This window comes from Mesorhizobium sp. WSM4809 (assembly GCF_055811655.1).
The window spans coordinates 1-15,030 of the sequence record NZ_JBVVQW010000037.1 but is presented as its reverse complement, the minus strand read 5'-3'; the positions used below and the strand labels follow the sequence as shown (position 1 = coordinate 15,030).

The window sequence follows — 15,030 nt, the reverse complement described above, 5'->3', positions numbered from 1 at the left end:
TGAAATGTGTCGTGCACGAGGCGGAAGACGGACTGGCCATCAATGGCGGCAATGGCCTTAGCCGCTTCGTTCTTCGAGCAAGTCTGAAACATCGCCTGAGCTAACTCGTAGCCATCCGTCTGCTTCATGCGCCAAGCATCGCCCCGCTTTGTACTCGATCACTGGCGACGCCCGGGCTTTGGGATGAGAGCGGCGATCTCGCGGTCAGATGCCCGCTCGCTCGCCGCAAGGCCCGCAGCCACGCCAGCGCGGTCGGCCGCGTTCCGGTTCTGACTCAGTTTTCGCTTGCTCTCCAGCCTCGTGATCGGCATGCGCAAGCCAACGATTCCGCGGAGTTGCGCCTGTACAAAATCCGGCGGTGCATCCGATACCGCCCAAGGCGAGGCGCGCTCGCCCTCCTGGTGGTCAGTCAGACGTTTCACAACGTCCAGCAGTCTTCCCGCATGCTCGAAGAACTCGACCGGACCATAGGCGTGGACGGCGATGTAATTCCAGGTCGGGACGACCTTCCCGGTTTCCCGTTTGGTCGCATACCATGCCGGCGTCACATAAGCGTCCGGCCCCATGAAGATGGCCAAGCCGTCGCCCATCGGGGGAACATGGCACTGGGGATTAGCCTTCGCGAGGTGGCCGTAGATGACGCCGTGCTCGCCCTCGCTCTCATCAAGCAAGAGCGGCAGTGGCGTTGCAAGCGGCCCTTCCGCGGTGACTGTAACGAAGTTCGCCAGAAGCGCCGCGCGGATCGTCGCGCGCAGGCCCTCCTTGTCGTCGTCGCGGAAAGCGGGAGGGATGTACATCGCGAAAACTCCTTGCGTTACCAACAGATACCGGCAACCTGGCCTGCTGGAAACAGCCAGTCAGAAGTCATCGACGTGGTCCAGTTGCTGGATCGGTCGCGCGCCGGATCTCCGGGGGTGTGCGAAGTCGAGGACCCCTGGGTCATTTGCAGCCGAGGTCGGGCGTATCACCCATAACGGCAATGGCGACTAGTTTGCCGGCAGGCGTAAACGGTTCTTCATAAGCGAGATCACGGTACTGGCTGGGAAAGCCGGGCGTAGGATCTCGCGTTTCAGTGATGTTCTGGAAGCGAGCGAATTTCATATCCGCATGCATCTAATGCCGGAATCAGATTGGACAGTGCCGTAACCGTCTGGTCGCGCAGACTGGCTTGAGTGCTCCGTCTCGACTCGTGGGGAGGGCAACCGTCGTGCAGGAGCACGATTGCGCCGGGCCGGATCGAGGCGAGCACTGCGTCGACGATCGCGTCGGCGCCGGGACGCGACCAGTCTCTTGGGTCTATCGACCAATGAAGGGCCGCCAGACCGGCGATCTCTGAGGCAGTGAACACTTCTTCGCTCCAGGCGCCGTATGGCGCGCGAACGTAGCGGATCGAGGCCTGCGGGCATGCTACCATGATGGCACGGTTCGCCTCAAATACCTCATGTTGCACTTCGCCCAAGCCGCATTTGGATAGATCCGGATGAGACATCGTGTGGTTGCCTACCTCATGCCCTTCTGCGATCATGCGCTGGATGAGATCCGGGTGCTCTGCGGCGTAGGCACCAATGACGAAGAAAGTCGCTGGCACCTGATTTTGCGCCAGCACATCGAGTATCTGTGGTGTGAAAAATGGATCGGGGCCGTCGTCAAACGTCAGAAAAACGCTCCGACGGCCGGTTCCATCAGCGCATTCACTCCGCACCTCCCTTCTGTCATCAAGATGTTTCATAGAACCCTTGCCTCGGCCTACTGGATCGGAGACAGTCATATGAAGGTGCAGACCGGTGGTTCGGCCCTATTGTCGGTCGTCCAGGCATCAGTTTTGGTGGACGCGAGCAGCTTGCGAGGGATGCATCCGAACGTGGCGCTGCTCCCACAATTGGCGCAGCTCTCCTGTAATAGCCTCGCGCAGGCCCTGATCCAGCGTAATTGTGTCGAGTAGATCCGCGAGCACCGCTTCGCCTTCGATCCGCGTCAGCAGATCGAACAAGTCATGTGAAATACGCGCACAGTCACGGTGATCCGTTCGGATTTCGCAGACGGTCTCGTGGCGATCCCGCGCCGTGTATTCGCGGACTTTATGCAGGGATGCATAAGGCGGCAATGAAACCGCGAGCGCAGTCCAATCCTGCAGCGTTGCGGCCCGTTTTTTGACGAGGTACGGCCCGACCACAAGTCCATCCAGCTCTGTTGTCAGGAACGTGGCAATCGAGTCTGCAACCGAATCTACGATCGGCTCTGCATTGTTGTTAAAGGACGTATTGAGCAGAATTGGGATGCCTGTCCGCTGCTTGAAGGCATTGATGACATCCCAGTAGGCCGGACTGGCCTTGCGCGATACTGTTTGCAGCCGCGCCGTACCGTCGACATGCGTGATGGCGCCGAGCAAATCACGCTTGGAATCGCGCACACGAACTACGAAATTCATAAAGGGAAATTCGCAAGCACTGCCCGGGAGGTCGAAAAATTCGCGCGCATCCTCCTCCAACACTGATGGGGCGAACGGGCGATATCCTTCCCTCTTCTTGACCATAGCGTTGATCCGGTCCTTGTTTGAAGCGGGCCTGGGGTCGGCAAGAATGCTGCGATTTCCGAGCGCTCGCGGCCCGAATTCCGAACGACCTTGCACCCAGCCGATCACGGCGCCACCGACCATCCACTCGGCTGCCCTATCCGCTACCTCCTCAGTGCGTTCAAACTCCAGGTGCCCCGCCCATGCCTTTAGTTCCTCTTCGACAGCGTGATCGCTCGCGAGTTCCGGCCCCCAATTGACCTCCTGCAATCGCGTACGCGGCGCTGGGCGGCCCAGCTCATTAGACACGATTAGCGCGGCGCCTAATGCGCACCCAGCGTCATGCGATGCGGGCTGCACGAAGATGTCTGCGAAAAGTCCTGAATAGAGCAGCTTGCCGTTCATGGAGCAATTGTGCGCTACTCCGCCGGCCAGGCACAAGCGCGTCATCCCGGTGGCCTCACGATAATGGCGAAGAATGTGAAACACGATGCGTTCGAGCGCTTCCTGTAAAGACGCACTCACATCCATATGCTGCTGGGTGAATGGCATTCCCTTTTGCCGAACCTGAATGCTGCGGAGCAAAGTCGGACCGATGCGGTCAAGGTGGACGCGATACTCACCGTTTGCAGAGAGTTCATAGAATTGCTCAAAAAGCTCGCGATAGGGAACGGGATCGCCGTAGGGGGCAAGCCCCATGACTTTATACTCATCGAACATTCCGTAGCCGAGATACCGGATCGTCTCGAGGTAAAATTGCCCCAGAGAATTGTTCTCGGGGAAAGTCGCGAGTTGCGTAATTTCAGTACCAGATCCTACTGCCACAAGGCCCGACTGGAAATCACCTGAGCCATCAATCGCGAAAATCAGACTTTGCTCGAAGCCCGACATTGCAAAAGCACTCACGGCGTGCGCCTGATGATGACCTACGAATGAGATACGCGAAGCGTCGAGCTCGGTACCGAACTCCTGCGCCAGCAGCTGCTGCATCAACAGTTTGGCATCCAGTGGAATGGCGGCGTCCGGCTGGGAAACAAGCATGTTTTCAAGCATGGCGTTGCTATAGTCTTCGGTAGCGTAGAACGCCACTCGATCGATCTCGCTGAGCTGAACCCCAGCGGCTGAAAGACAGTATTGAACCGAACCAAGCGGCAGCTTGTTGGAGTGTTTGATCCGATTGAGGCGTTCCTCTTCTACCGCCGCGATGACCTGTCCGTCTCGGACGAGCACCGCAGCGCCATCGTGCATGAATGTGTTGGGAATCTGAAATCTGTTTTCATAGACTTTGTCCAATCCGCCGCTCAATCCTAGACACAGCATGTCGCTCTCCATTATCGTACAGGAAGACTAAATTGGCCTGTCTCATGGCCGACAGGCTGCGTGGTCGTTCGCGCCACGAAGGCCAGCCAACATTACCGGCCTCAAAGAAATTCTCATACGTCGGCCCGGACCAAGAGAGATCCTCTGCTCGAGGCACCAGGCGTACCATAGCGTTGTGGGATTGAATCGACGCCAGCCAAACCCTTCGTGGCACATATTGGCGACGTCGTTTTATTTGCGTCCATAGCGCATGTTTATCTCCTTCTCTCAGCGCATCAGTCGGCGGCGCAACAGCGCCATCGAGAGGAAGAATGGCAACAGCGCGTAGAGGCCGAGCACCCCGATGTGCAGGGCGATGCCGCCGATCGGGCGATCAAGCATGACCGGTCGAATGAGGTCGATCGCATGTGCCAGCGGCATGCATCGGGCTATCTGCTGAAAGGTGTCAGGCAGCTGATTCAATGGGAAAACGGCGCCCGACAGGAACAGCATGGGTGTAAGGATAAGCGTCTGGTAAAATACGAAGTACTCGTAGCTGGGCGAAAGTGCGGTGACGACCATCGCGAGGCTGGCAAATACGAACCCTGTCAGAACAATGAATGGCAGCGCATAGAGGACGGACGGCCAGGCTGTATAGCCCAACGCTGCGGTGACAATGGTAATTGCCATACCGGCTAGGAAGGCCTTGCTGGCTGCCCACGCCAGTTCACCCAGAACGATATCGCCGAGGGTAACGTGCGTATACAGCATGGCTTCCCATGTGCGTTGAGAATGCATGCGAGCGAAAGCCGCGTACAGTGTTTCGAGGGTAGAGGCGGTCATCGCACCGACCCCGACCATGCCGGCCGCCAAAAAAGCGATGTACGGCGCACCGTCGACGCGGCCGACCATTATGCCGAGGCCGGTACCGAGGCCGAAAAGGTAGATCATTGGATCGGCGAGGTTACCGAGAATCGCTACGAATGCGACTTTCTTCCATGCCAGATAGTTGCGGCGCCACACCGCAACCCAGTTCCACGCATTGGCGGGCAGCACCGCCGCAAGACCTTCAATCATCGTTCACTCCTCCATCTCGCGCCCGGTCAGTCGCAAGAAAACATCCTCGAGATTGGCTGGACGCAGAAGGAGGCGCAGACTTGGTCGCCCCTGGAGTTGCGTGCGCACCTGATCGGGGTCTGGCCCATAGCAGTAGAGCGTTTCGCCGCTGACCTCGATGCGCTGAGAATGGGGCTTGACCAGCGAATGCAACTCGTGCGGATCGCCGCCGTAAATCTCCATGACCTGGCATCCGATATGCTCGTCGATCAGAGCCTGCGGGCGGCCTTCGGCGATGTAGCGACCCCTTTCGAGCACGCACAGCCGATCGCATAATCGCTCAGCCTCTTCCATAAAATGCGTGGTCAGGATAATCGTCTTGCCGCGCGCCAACAGGGCGCGCAGCCGCTCCCAGATCAGGTGGCGCGCATGCGGGTCGAGGCCGGTGGTCGGCTCGTCCATCACGATGAGCTGGGGGTCGTTCATCAACGCCCGCGCCATCGTCAGGCATCGCTTCATGCCGCCGGACAATTCCGAGACGCGCGCATCCGCCTTGCGCTCGAGGCGAGCAAACTCGAGAAGCGACGGGATGACCGCTTCGCTCTGGCGTGTGCTCATGCCGAAGTAGCGGCCGAACACCAGCAGGTTCTCGCGTACGGTGAATTCCTGGTCAAGATTGTCGAATTGGGGGACCACGCCGATGCCCCTACGTGCCAGCCGAGCGCGCGCCGGCACCGGGACGCCGAGCACCGTGATGGTGCCCGCGTCAGGGCATGTCATGCCGAGGAGCATACGCGCAATCGTGCTTTTGCCCGCCCCGTTTGGCCCCAGGAGGCCGAAACACTCTCCCGACGCAACGGTGAACGACAGGTCGTCGACAACGACCTTGTTCCCATAGGACTTGGTTACGCCAGCGAAATCGACTGCCACGGTCGACAAAGAGCCAGGCACGGGTCTCTTCGCGCTTGTTTGCCCCTGAGATTCCCGTTCGATCGCAGGAGTCTCGATCTGCCGCAGATCCTCTGGGTCCAACTTCAGGTTCAACACTTGCTGTTTCTGGTCCTGGCTCAAAACTCTTCCACCTGCGATCACGTGATTATTGCTGTTCGCTGTAAGCTGCGTCAGATCCAACCAAGTTGGGCTTTGGAATGGCGCCGCCGGTATCTGGCACAGTGGCCGCAGGGCTTCGCGACAACCAATCGCTATTGCTCAATGTACACAGCGCGTATGCTTTCAATGGGAGCAAGAGAAAGATGTTGATGAGTGTGTGGAGCGAGAAACCGAGAAATCGAAGTTGGCGCGAACGAAACGCTGCCACGCTGCAACGAACTATAGTCATGACCGCAATCGTCAGGCATGCCGTCCAAGGCACAGTACCTGTGGTAACGAACTGCGCGATCCCCGCCAGGAGCGACAAAGAGAGCAATAGTGGGCCAAGGTTCTGCCCAATCACGTCCAATGTGAGATAGATATTAAGACCGCGCAGCAGTTGGAGCGCCAGCAACGTGTCACGGAACGTGCTCCGGGCCCAGCGAAGCTGTTGGCGCAGATAGGGACCCATGCTGTTGGGAACGACCGTTGCTGCGACGGCCTCCGGGACATACTCTGTTCGAAAGCCTGCTTTCAACATCAGGATCGTAAGGTGGCGGTCCTCACCGAAGTCGCTCGGCTTCCCTCGAAAGCGCTGCGTCTCATATTGATCCAGCAGCGAAACAAGCGCGGTTCGCCGGTACATGGCACACGGACCGCAGCAACACATGACGGCACCGAACCGAGCCTGCGCTGCCCGCTCTTCGTTGCAGGCGAGCCAGTATTCCATGTCAATCAACCGCGTCAGCCAAGTTTCATCGCGATTGCTAGCCGCCAACTGGCCCATGGCGGCGCCGATCGCTTGATCTTGCATCTTCTGCGCAAGCCTTGTGACGACGTCCGGCGCGAGTATCGTGTCCGAATCGACATTGAGCACCAAATCTCCGCACGAGCGGCGAACCGCCACGATCTGTGCCTTGCGCTTTCCGACATTCTTTGGGAGCGCAATGAAGTTGAACCTCGGATCGCGAGCGTATTCCTCGTGTACACCTGCGAGCGCATCGCGGTTTCCGGAACCGTCATCAACAACATAGACCTGCAGTTTTCCGGCGTAGTCCTGACCTGCAATGGAAGCCAGGCAGTCCGAGAGGGTGCGAGGGGCCTCGTTGTAGCACGGGATAATGACATCGACGCTCGGCCAAGGCTCACAGCCGGCCGGTTCGCCCGAGGTCGGCGATACGTTTGCAGGCAGGGTGTAGAACACCTGCGCGGTTTTATAGATGCTCGACAGCAGCGCGTAAGAGCAGATGGCAATAGTACTGGCTGGGGCAAATAGGTTCATGAGACGTCAGATTCTTCAGTGAATTTGAGGAAGCGAGCGGATGGTAGATCCGCGATCAATGCTGGAATCAGATCGATCAATGCCATGAGAGGCGGGTCGCGCTGACTGATATCATTGCGGGCCTTCTTCATAGCTCTGGACCGTTCCGATCGATCAAGGTGCCGGCCGGCCACTCGCTCATTGAGCATCCAATTGGGAGCACAATGACGAGTACGTCGTCGTCGACTCGCGTGGGAGGCAGATCGGGGTACACGTCCGGGAGGGTTGAGCGCACGCGAACGCCCGACAAAATGTTCGCCAAGCCTTTGCGGCAGAACCTCCCAACATGGTTCCGGAGCGCGGGCCGAACCGAGCCGAAAGCGAATGGAACGCCAAGCTGCTGTAGCACTGGATGCATCACGCTGATCGAGTGGGCGATTCCTAGCCCCTCAAGATCCGGACGCACCCCGTATAGACCGAGTTCAGCGACAAGCAGATCAGCGTCGCCAACTTTGATGTATCGGCGCAGCAGGCCTAAGTGAGCCGCTACCCCGTGCACATCATAGCCGATTGCGCGGACCTCCGGTCTTGCACCGGCCCAACTTCGACCGCCTGCGAATTGCTTTCCATTAAAGGCTCCGGTAGGTTCATAGGTCTTCCGGAAGAACTCAGAGAGTTCGAGGTGATCGGAAAGCTGCAACTCATTTTCCCAGCACAACCTCCACTGCACGTCAGAGCGCATGCGAAGACTTCCTTTTTTTCGGGTTCTTTTGTGCACCCCACGCGGTAAAGCAACGGCGGTGCGTGTCATGTGGGGGTCTATGAACCACCCCCCCAGATTGGTAAAATTGATTGTTTAGATCGCGAGCATCCACGCAATGGATGACAAAACCATGCGTTCAAAGGCCTTGATCTGAACCTTCTGGTCGTGCTCGATTGGCCCGACAAACGACGACACCGAGGCAGCTGTCGGTTACACAACCTGCCTCAAGAGCGGCCGTCAGAGCGTGGCTGCGCCTCGTGCCGAAGCAGCGATTAAGTGGAAGATGGGTCCGACTGTTAGGCGTTAGCAAACGCGGCGCGCGTTGACGCACGCTGATGATTGATGGCGATCGCGCAGCTTTTGACAGCGCCGGCGGCAAACAGGCTCCGCGAAGCCTCTGGCTCGACAAGTTGCTGCAAAGGCGGCATCCCGATGGCGCGGCGGTCGCGCTCGCCAACAAGGATCGTTTGTTCGATGCTCTCGAGTGCCGCCTGGCAACCGGTACTGACGGTGAAGGCGGGCGGACGGACCTGGAGAGCGAGAAGGAGGGCGCACCTGCCTTGCAGCAAAATGGGAAAGGTGGGAAATGGTCATCCCGTCACTTCCGAACCTGCTGTGTGGACCGGAAAGGCTTCGGCCAACGTCTGGGGGCCGCTGAGTTGGAGGGCGGGTGAAAACCCGTTGAGGCTCGCGGCGCTGAACATCGAGCCGCATGAAGAAGCCGGATATCTAAGCAGTTGTGACCATCACCGGATCCAGCTAATTTGTTGATCGGCGCCCTTATACATCCACGTATATAAGGTCAGCTTGATACAGAGGCGCGGTGACTCCAAGTCAACCTCGACAATTCGTCTGATCAGGAAGCGGAAATCGGCTTTCGGAAGCGGGCAAGCAGGCAGTCTTCATTGATGGACGCGCCCCGGCACTCGATGCGCTTCATCTCGGTCAACGATTCGTTCAGTATGGCGATAGTGGTCTCTGCACCAGCAGCGTGCCCCCAACGTTGGCAACTGGTGTCGCGTGCCGACCCGAAAATCAGGTGCCCGCCTGGCGCAAGCAGGCCTACCAAGTTGCGGACTGCTGCGCGGATCTGAACGAGATCTCCGACGTAGTAAAGAACCTCCGCCACGACAATCAGGTCGAACGGCTCATCACTCGAAAACTGTTGAACATCGGAGATTATCCAGCTGATGTGCGACGCCTCTTTCATGCGCAAACGTGCTCGCGTAATCGCTGGCTCCACGACATCGATCACAGTGAGTCGCTTGCAATGGGGAGCTAGCCGCTCCGAAAAGGCGCCGGCAGCGCACCCGACTTCAAGCGCATTTGCGACAGGACCTTGCGCAAGCGACAAGCTGAGAATTTGCGTATGGCGCTCCCGCTCGAACGGATTGCCATCGAGCCGCCATGGATCGTCTGCGGCCATTTCTCGATTCAGCAGTTCATGATCGATCTTGTAGGTCAAATTCACACCTCGCTAAAGCAGCATCACCGGCGCTGCAAAATGCCGTCAGACGTCGGCAGGGTCGGGACCAAAGCACGCTAATTCTGAAGTCCCAGCACCAATTTCCACTGCCTTCGGATCGTTGCCTTCTGCACTCCAATGGGCATTGGTGATGGTGCTCAGGCTTTTTCGTCGGGCGTCCCCGCAGGCCGAGGCACTTGGTTTCGGTCACACCCCTCTAATAGGAGCGGCAGGATTGGCAAATTGATTGTTCGGATGACAACCATCCACGCCCTAAACACATCGAACGCGGAATTGGGCGTGGCTGGGTCGCCGCAACCGCGGTCGTCTGGTCCATGAAACAGCCATTCACCGGTGCTACCGAGCACAAGACGCCGCACGCAGATGGGCGTGGCCTGCGATGCGTTTGTCGGCTTCGCGGAGCGAGCTGGATTCCTGAAAGAGGCGGAAATGCCGCGGATCGCTGCTTCCAATTCGGGCGGTGGACAGGTTTAGGATCGTTCGTCCGCCCACCTCGTGTGCCGGCTGCGCCGTATGCGCTGACCATGGCGGAGAACGACAAGCGTGCAACCATGGAACCGGCTGCGCGCTGCGAGGGTCGAAAATCGCGGCTACGCCGGCACGCTGATGAGGACACAGGGAGACTGGGGTTCACCACCTCAGCATGGCCGCAACCCATGACGGACAACGGGAAGATTTTGGCCGAGGCGCAGGCTTGAGTTAAGGGCGCTCACGCACAGCCGTTCAGTGCGGCCCGTATACGGTCTTACCGGCGGCTTGGCCACGCTTCTGGGGTGATGCTTTGCATCGCCGGTCGCAGTGAGGTCGGGTTGGCAACGTTAGCACAGGCCAATATCACGGCCGCCCTGGCTATGTATGCGTCCCTCTCTTCTGTTTGGACCTGGCTGAACAAGCTTGCACCGGTCGGACATGCAGTCCACCCAGGATGCGCGCATCCACATCAAGCCTTATGAACGCGGAGAAAATCCTCATACATCTTTTGCAACCCGGCACCAAGAGAGGTTTTGGCTTTCCAGCCAAGGTTACGCAAGCGCGTTATGTCCAGTAGCTTGCGCGGAGTACCGTCTGGCTTCGTCGTGTCGAATACCAAATTGCCCTCCCAGCCGACCGTCGCCTTAACCAGTTCCGCTGCCTCGCGAATCGTGACGTCCTCGCCAACGCCAACATTAATCAGGGGCGCTGTGTCGGGGGCTGTTAAGGCGTCAAAGTCCGAATCTGCCAAGCCAATCAGGAATGCAATGGCATCGCCTACATCCGACGAATACATAAACTCTCGCCGAGGCTTTCCGGATCCCCAGACCTCTACCGAGGCGTCTCCGTTCAATTTAGCCTGGTGAAAACGGCGTATCAGAGCAGGCAGAACGTGGCAATTTCCGGGGTCATAATTATCGCCGGGACCATATAAGCTGGTCGGCATCAACGTGAGATAGCGCGTCTGGTACTGCCGGTTAAAAGACCAGCATGATTCGACTCCTGCGATTTTTGCCAAAGCGTAGGGACGATTCGTCGCTTCAAGCGGACCGGTGAGAAGGTATTCCTCACGTATCGGCTGCGGGCAGTCGCGTGGATAGATACAGGAGGAACCAAGAAAAATCATCCGCTTGACACCGGAAGCGTAAGCGGCATCAAAAACACTAAGTTGAATCGCCAGGTTGTCATGAAGGAAATCGACGGGGGAGCTAGCGTTCGCCAGTATACCACCAACCTTTGCGGCGCACATAACGACGTAATCAGGCCGCCGCGACATGAAGAACCTGCGCGTCTCGCTACGGTCAAATAGATCCAGTTCTTCGCGAGTACGTGTTATTATCTCATAGGATCCTAGCGCCTCGAGGGCTCTCATAGTGGCGGAACCAACAAGGCCGCGATGGCCTGCCACATAGACTTTCTTCATCTTTTGTTTTCCATTGATATTGCTCTGGGCGCCCCTGAAGAAGGCCACCATGGCACTTAACAACAAGCCTGCATGGCGCCGCTGTTGTCAGCATAACTCTTGTGGACAGTGTGAATAATAACCTTGCTTCATCAGCACTGCGTCACGCTCTGCCATGCGCAAATCTTCCTGAACCATCTCCCTAACCAATTCGATGAAGGAGATTTTGGGCTCCCACCCAAGTTTTTCTTTGGCCTTGCGGGCATCGCCGAGAAGTGTCTCGACTTCTGTAGGACGAAAATAACGGGGATCTACTTTTACGATCAAAGCTCCTGTCTTCGCATCGTACCCCTCTTCGTCGACCCCTTCCCCTACCCAACGAACACCAATGCCGAGTTCAGCGGCCGCGACGGTGACAAATTCGCGCACCGAATGTTGCTCACCGCTAGCGATCACAAAGTCTTCAGCTTGCTCCTGCTGAAGCATCAACCACTGCATCTTGACGTAGTCTCGAGCGTGCCCCCAATCCCGACGCGCATTAAGGTTGCCCAAGAATAACGTTGGCTGCACTCCAAGCTTAATTCGAGCCAAGGCACGCGTTATTTTTCGCGTTACAAAGGTTTCTCCGCGCGCAGGTGACTCATGATTAAATAAAATGCCGTTACATGCGTACAAATTGTAAGCTTCTCGGTAATTTACGGTCATCCAATGAGCGTACAGTTTGGCAACAGCGTAGGGTGATCGGGGGTAGAACGGTGTCGTCTCGGTCTGTGGCGTTTCCCGCACCAGTCCGTAAAGCTCAGACGTCGAGGCTTGGTAGTAGCGCGTATGCTCGACGAGCCCCAGGATCCGAATTGCCTCGAGGATACGCAGTGCACCCAACGCGTCCGAGTTCGCGGTGTATTCTGGTTGTTCAAAGGAGACTGCAACGTGGCTCTGAGCTGCCAGATTGTAAATTTCGTCCGGCTGAACCAGTTGGATGACGCGCGTAAGGCTGGACGAGTCTGTCAAGTCCCCGTGGTGAAGTGTTAGATCAACCCCACTTTCATGAGGATCATGATAGAGATGATCTATACGGCCTGTATTAAAAAGAGACGACCGTCTCTTTATCCCATGCACAGAATAGCCCTTTTCCAAAAGCAATTCTGCGAGATAGGAACCGTCTTGCCCCGTGACCCCGGTGATTAAAGCGACTTTTCTCTTTGACAAGCTTGAATCCTTTGATTTTGGCGCGCCCGTGCAAATGCTCGCCTGCGGCGGCATTGCGTGGCGAGAAAGGGGCGCATTGGGCAGGGCGAACGGAGCCTCTGCGAAGGCTAGAGAGAGTTCGAGCGGGCAGCCAACCCTTTCATGGAGCCGGGGAACGTTCAAAAGAGTTATCAATCAAGATCAAATGAGGCGGGTCATTCAAATCGAATTCGATGATCCGCGGCACAAAGAGGCGGGCATAGCGGGAGAAGGCGCTAGTCGGAGGAAAGCGAATGACAGTGTCACATCTACCGAGGAGATACATCTCAACGAGAGCGGAAAAACCCCCGTCGGTGCCGCCCAGTGCTGCACTGTGCAAGGGGCCGGCCTGATCCGCTTGGAAGTGTTTTGGGACGGTGAAGAGTTCGGGAAACATGCCCGACAAGTGATCAACAACCCGGGCGCTGTCTGTACACAAGAACACCCTTACAGGCCTTGCATGCCGTTGCGCTTTGGCCATACGAATGGCAGTGCATACCTGCTCTAAGGCAACGTTTGGATCAGCCCAGTAAGGGGCATGATCCATAATATTTTCGCCGTTGCCGTGACGGACATGGACTCCAATTATGCTGTACCCGTCAAAGTGTTCCTGGTAGAGCGCTTCAATCCGATCCTCAATTTCGGCCCTCGGCGTGATGCTCTGAAATATCGTTCGCTCGGCTCGCTCATCGCAACGCCACATCAAGCAAGCATCACACACTACTGTGTTGGCTTCACAATCATCGTGGAGCTGGAAAAGCTCGTTAAGCTCGTCACGTTCTTGGAAAATCTGTTCATCCGGACGGTACACGCAGTCGATGGATGGCCTGTTCCACCACGACGGGAAGAAGGGACCGGGGAATGAGACGTGGTTGATCTCGTCATCGCAAATGACCCGTACACCACCGATCTCTTCAATTGGCTTGAAAAAAGCCGGAAAGGCATTCGCAAACGGGTTGTCGAGGTAACAAGAGCCGCGCCAATCTATTGCTAAAGCCCGTCCCGTCCGATGTGCGTAGTCCCATGCCGACGCGAGAGACCACAGGCAATCACCGAGACCCTCGCGCCGTCGCGAAACAACGAACCGATCCATCCTTGAGCCATCAACAAGCATCTAAATTGCCTCTTTCCAAAACACCACAACCCTCAGCTTTGCTGCTGCCTTTGAGGCAAGCGCCTGCGCAATTCCGGGAGCTTGTCGTGCTGCGCCAATGCGATGTAGCTTGCGTCCATCGCGGAAGTGCCTGGCCGCGATGGACGCGCGCCCTGGGCCGGTCTTCGGCGCAGACCAGAAAATGATCTTCGGAGCCAACGCAAACATCAACCACTTTCCCTCAGGGTTACATCCTTGAATTGTTTCTATGCAACGTGCCGTAACATCGGTAAAATCGTCTGTTTTGATGAAACGCATCCACGCCATGGATGGGTGGTGACATAGGTTCCAAGGGCGTTAACCTGAATCCTCTCGTTGTGCTCGACCGAGTGCTAACCCAGCGTCAGCCGGGCATTAGCGCGCCTGCAACGACGGTCCCGATGATCTCCTTCGTTGCGGGCGGGCAAGAGGATTGAAATCGACTTTGTCGCAAGACACTTCGTCTGTAGTGCACGGCTCTACTGAAAGCGGATATTTGCCGAGCGGTTTATGGACGGGGGTTGTCGCGGAGAGATTTCGCCGGACCGTTCACCAGTTGGGCTGGCGCTCGGCGGCAGGCCGGCGGCGAGCATTGCCAGGTGGCTGGCCGCAGCATAATCGGCTAGTCTGGTGTGTTCGATCCGAGGTTTGATGGTTCATCATTGTCGTCCGACTAAAAGGATGCACCGATGGGCCGGGGCCTGAAGCGAGCCTGAGGTCGCCTTCGATCCGCTATGGCATCAACCCAAGACCGAGCAATGGAGAAGCGGGTTCGACAGCCGATCTGCCCACGGGCCCAGGGAGCCGAGATCGACGGTCTCGTCTGCCGAGGAGAGGACCGTTCTTGTGGCCTTCCGCCGCAACACGCTGCTGCCGCTCGCGCGTTCAGCCGGCGATCCCGCATTTGACGCGCTCTTCATTGCACCGATGTCGGCAGCGCAAGCATCGTGCGATTGCCAGATGCCGACGTCGACAGGCCGGCGAAGAAGAGGTTCAAGGCCTTTCCGATCGGCTTCTTCCACATTGATATAGCGAAGGTCCGTACGACCGGGGCAAGCTAAACATAAGGCTTTGTACCGCGGCACCGCCTGTCGCTATTCTTGGCGCCGCTCTGTCCCGCCGGCACCAAAGGAGACCGTCGCGCCGCCGTTGTTGTTAGATCACATTCAATTCCCGAAACGCCCGCCCCTCAGCCACCCGCTCATACCCAAACGCCGAGCAATCCACCGTCCGATAGCCGCCATGCACGATCAACTCGGCCAGCGCCTTGCCGACCGCCGGCGCCTGCTGCAGGCCATGGCCGGAGAATCCGTTGGCGAACAGGAAATTGCC

12 protein-coding genes and 3 pseudogenes are annotated in these 15,030 nt (G+C 57.6%); 2 read left to right on the top strand and 13 right to left on the bottom strand.

All coding sequences use genetic code 11. The features are described 5' to 3' along the window. From AC0L24_RS33385 to AC0L24_RS33350, 8 genes and pseudogenes are all read right to left on the bottom strand, one after another. Nucleotides 1–89: pseudogene (locus AC0L24_RS33385) on the bottom strand (TIM barrel protein); the annotation flags it as partial. 69 nt (nt 90–158) lie between these two features. After that, entirely contained in the window at nt 159–797 is a 639-nt protein-coding gene (locus AC0L24_RS33380; RefSeq protein ID WP_473565011.1) for an FMN-binding negative transcriptional regulator, read from the bottom strand. 272 nt (nt 798–1,069) lie between these two features. Further along, complete coding sequence (gene nodB, locus AC0L24_RS33375) at nt 1,070–1,729, bottom strand: chitooligosaccharide deacetylase NodB (RefSeq protein WP_473565010.1); 660 nt, start codon at nt 1,727–1,729, stop codon at nt 1,070–1,072. Between the two features lie 87 nt (nt 1,730–1,816). Further along, a complete protein-coding gene (locus AC0L24_RS33370; RefSeq protein ID WP_473565009.1) occupies nt 1,817–3,832 on the bottom strand; it encodes a carbamoyltransferase family protein in 2,016 nt (671 codons plus the stop codon). Between the two features lie 267 nt (nt 3,833–4,099). Then, nucleotides 4,100–4,888 (bottom strand): ABC transporter permease, encoded by a 789-nt coding sequence (locus AC0L24_RS33365; RefSeq protein WP_473565008.1) that lies wholly within the window; start codon nt 4,886–4,888, stop codon nt 4,100–4,102. 3 nt (nt 4,889–4,891) lie between these two features. Beyond that, nucleotides 4,892–5,914, bottom strand: coding sequence for a nodulation factor ABC transporter ATP-binding protein NodI (nodI, locus tag AC0L24_RS33360; protein WP_473565012.1), 1,023 nt, complete (start codon nt 5,912–5,914; stop codon nt 4,892–4,894). Between the two features lie 49 nt (nt 5,915–5,963). After that, complete coding sequence (gene nodC / locus AC0L24_RS33355; RefSeq protein ID WP_473565006.1) at nt 5,964–7,238, bottom strand: chitooligosaccharide synthase NodC; 1,275 nt, start codon at nt 7,236–7,238, stop codon at nt 5,964–5,966. A gap of 127 nt (nt 7,239–7,365) precedes the next feature. Next, nucleotides 7,366–7,959 carry a NodA family N-acyltransferase gene (locus AC0L24_RS33350; RefSeq protein ID WP_473565005.1) on the bottom strand — a complete coding sequence of 198 codons (594 nt, stop codon included), beginning with the start codon at nt 7,957–7,959 and terminating at the stop codon, nt 7,366–7,368. A 356-nt stretch (nt 7,960–8,315) separates the two neighbouring features. On the opposite strand from AC0L24_RS33350, the gene AC0L24_RS33345 reads away from it, so the two are divergent. Further along, the gene (locus tag AC0L24_RS33345; protein WP_473565003.1) at nt 8,316–8,654 is read left to right on the top strand and encodes a hypothetical protein; all 339 of its coding nucleotides are present in this window, start codon (nt 8,316–8,318) and stop codon (nt 8,652–8,654) included. A gap of 182 nt (nt 8,655–8,836) precedes the next feature. On the opposite strand, the gene nodS is transcribed toward AC0L24_RS33345, so the two are convergent. From nodS to AC0L24_RS33325, 4 genes are all read right to left on the bottom strand, one after another. Continuing rightward, entirely contained in the window at nt 8,837–9,451 is a 615-nt protein-coding gene (gene nodS, locus AC0L24_RS33340; RefSeq protein WP_473565001.1) for a nodulation methyltransferase NodS, read from the bottom strand. A gap of 955 nt (nt 9,452–10,406) precedes the next feature. Beyond that, on the bottom strand, nt 10,407–11,360 hold the full coding sequence (locus AC0L24_RS33335) for a GDP-L-fucose synthase family protein (protein ID WP_473565000.1): 954 nt from the start codon (nt 11,358–11,360) through the stop codon (nt 10,407–10,409). Between the two features lie 87 nt (nt 11,361–11,447). After that, nucleotides 11,448–12,548 (bottom strand): GDP-mannose 4,6-dehydratase, encoded by a 1,101-nt coding sequence (gene gmd, locus AC0L24_RS33330; RefSeq protein WP_473564999.1) that lies wholly within the window; start codon nt 12,546–12,548, stop codon nt 11,448–11,450. Nucleotides 12,549–12,687: 139 nt separating this feature from the next. Further along, nucleotides 12,688–13,680 (bottom strand): nodulation protein NodZ, encoded by a 993-nt coding sequence (locus tag AC0L24_RS33325; RefSeq protein WP_473564997.1) that lies wholly within the window; start codon nt 13,678–13,680, stop codon nt 12,688–12,690. A 721-nt stretch (nt 13,681–14,401) separates the two neighbouring features. Here AC0L24_RS33325 and AC0L24_RS33320 point away from each other — a divergent pair. Further along, a pseudogene (locus AC0L24_RS33320) lies at nt 14,402–14,744 on the top strand (transposase family protein); the annotation flags it as partial. A 109-nt stretch (nt 14,745–14,853) separates the two neighbouring features. Here the strand turns inward: AC0L24_RS33320 and AC0L24_RS33315 are convergent. After that, nucleotides 14,854–15,030: pseudogene (locus AC0L24_RS33315) on the bottom strand (FAD-dependent oxidoreductase); the annotation flags it as partial.

Coding starts and splice junctions, on each gene's coding strand:
- nodC (WP_473565006.1), bottom strand. CDS start 7,238: ATGAACCTATTTGCCCCAGCCAGTACTATTGCCATCTGCTCTTACGCG.
- nodB (WP_473565010.1), bottom strand. CDS start 1,729: ATGAAACATCTTGATGACAGAAGGGAGGTGCGGAGTGAATGCGCTGAT.
- AC0L24_RS33335 (WP_473565000.1), bottom strand. CDS start 11,360: ATGAAGAAAGTCTATGTGGCAGGCCATCGCGGCCTTGTTGGTTCCGCC.
- AC0L24_RS33380 (WP_473565011.1), bottom strand. CDS start 797: ATGTACATCCCTCCCGCTTTCCGCGACGACGACAAGGAGGGCCTGCGC.
- AC0L24_RS33345 (WP_473565003.1), top strand. CDS start 8,316: ATGATTGATGGCGATCGCGCAGCTTTTGACAGCGCCGGCGGCAAACAG.
- AC0L24_RS33370 (WP_473565009.1), bottom strand. CDS start 3,832: ATGCTGTGTCTAGGATTGAGCGGCGGATTGGACAAAGTCTATGAAAAC.
- AC0L24_RS33325 (WP_473564997.1), bottom strand. CDS start 13,680: ATGCTTGTTGATGGCTCAAGGATGGATCGGTTCGTTGTTTCGCGACGG.
- AC0L24_RS33365 (WP_473565008.1), bottom strand. CDS start 4,888: ATGATTGAAGGTCTTGCGGCGGTGCTGCCCGCCAATGCGTGGAACTGG.
- AC0L24_RS33350 (WP_473565005.1), bottom strand. CDS start 7,959: ATGCGCTCTGACGTGCAGTGGAGGTTGTGCTGGGAAAATGAGTTGCAG.